Source organism: Shimia sp. R11_0, from assembly GCF_017744035.1.
In the GTDB taxonomy this organism is placed as follows: Bacteria; Pseudomonadota; Alphaproteobacteria; order Rhodobacterales; family Rhodobacteraceae; genus Shimia; species Shimia marina.
This window is the reverse complement of the sequence record NZ_JAGHQY010000025.1, coordinates 1-1,561: the sequence shown is the minus strand read 5'-3', so window position 1 is coordinate 1,561 and position 1,561 is coordinate 1. Positions and strand designations below refer to the sequence as shown.

Here is a 1,561-nt window from a genome sequence, read left to right as displayed (position 1 = left end):
TTAAAAAGCACCGCTAAGGGTTGAAGATCGGGAACAAGCACTCATATCTAATATACGCGCCCGTAAATCACGGGCAAATTTATCAGCGTCTAGAGGCGCTATAGCGATTGCTTCGCTATTGGACCCCGCAAAGGTCCTCAAATCTCAAAACACAATCTAACCGGCTCGACGAATCTATCTTCGTAGCTGCACCCGGATTCCTCCGGAGTGTTCTACCGATTCCGAAGAGCATTTTTGATGCCCGAAGGCTGTAGCCATGGGCTCCATCGACTTGGAAGAAAGAGAATGAGCTTTGATTATCGCAAGCAACAAACCAAATCCATCGAACGAACTGTTACCCGTCTCATTAAATCCGACGTACTCCCGGCCCCTCGACGTTCATGTGTATTCGGCGCATTCCGAGGCTGGGAAAATAGTCGAGCATATTTGGCAGCAAAGCTGTCAGGACCTCTCGACGCATCCGAAAGCAAAGGGGGGAGCGCGCCCGAAGACCAGCTATCGGAACCAATTACGCGTACTGGTCTTGGATCTCTATGTCGCTTGGAAGACAGATCCGAATCTATCTATTGGCGTTCACCTATCCAACACGGCTTGGAACACCAACTCGCGTTACAATGCATTGAAGCTCTCTCGGAAAATCCCGGGGCTGGTTCATCGCCTTGCCGAGCAAGGTTACATTGAATTGTCAAAAGGGAGCTATGCCGGTCCTGGAGCCCAAACCAACCGTACCGCTCGCATCATCGCATTGGAGCCTCTTAGGAAGCTGTTCCGGGAAGCTAAATTTGGTCGGGAGCACATTTACGTGTTCCCGGGCAAAGAAAGCGTGGTGATGCATGACGCAAGGAAGAAGGAGGTTGAATACGCAGACACTGAGTTCACCAAGCGAACTCGCGACGATCTCGCGGCCTACAACGCACTCCTGGCCCGGACCTTTATTGATGTGCCTGACCAAAAGGAGACTTTTATCGAAAGGCCAATCAAATCGGGACCACGCCAAGGTAAGATGGCCAAAGTTCCAATCTGCGGAATGGACCATCATGTTCGGAGGATCTTCAACCGATGTGATTGGGAGGCTGGCGGCAGGTTCTTTGGTGGCTGGTGGCAAAGCGTGGGATCGGAGTTTCGGAAACGGATCCATATCGACGATGAGCCAACCGTTGAAGTCGACTTTCAGGCTCTCCACGTCGCTATTTTGGCAGCAGAAAAAGGAGTTGATCTTAAAGGGGATCCATACGCGCTACCTGAAGGCTTGATCCCGGATGTGGATGCCCACGGACAGCGAAAGCTCGTGAAGAAGTTGGTCTTGATGGCTCTGAATGCCCGTGACAGGTCCACTGCCTGCAAAGCGTTTCGACAGGATGCAGACGTGGGATCTAAGGAGAAGTCGATGACCAACAAGGCCCTTCTACGAGTACTTGATGCTTTCGCTGAGCAGCACCCTTTCTTGGCTGATGGACTTTGTTCGGATCAGGGCATTCGGCTTATGAATGTCGATAGTCGGATCGCAGCTAGGGTGATAAAGTTCTTCACGCGGAAAGAAGTCCCGATCCTGTGTGTACAT

Annotated in this window: 1 protein-coding gene; it reads left to right on the top strand. The window is 51.5% G+C overall.

Annotated features, from left to right (window positions below; all coding sequences use genetic code 11):
- Window positions 1-292: 292 nt before the first annotated feature.
- Window positions 293-1,561: hypothetical protein (locus J7382_RS19835; RefSeq protein ID WP_209070717.1), on the top strand; the 1,269-nt coding region annotated here is incomplete at its 3' end.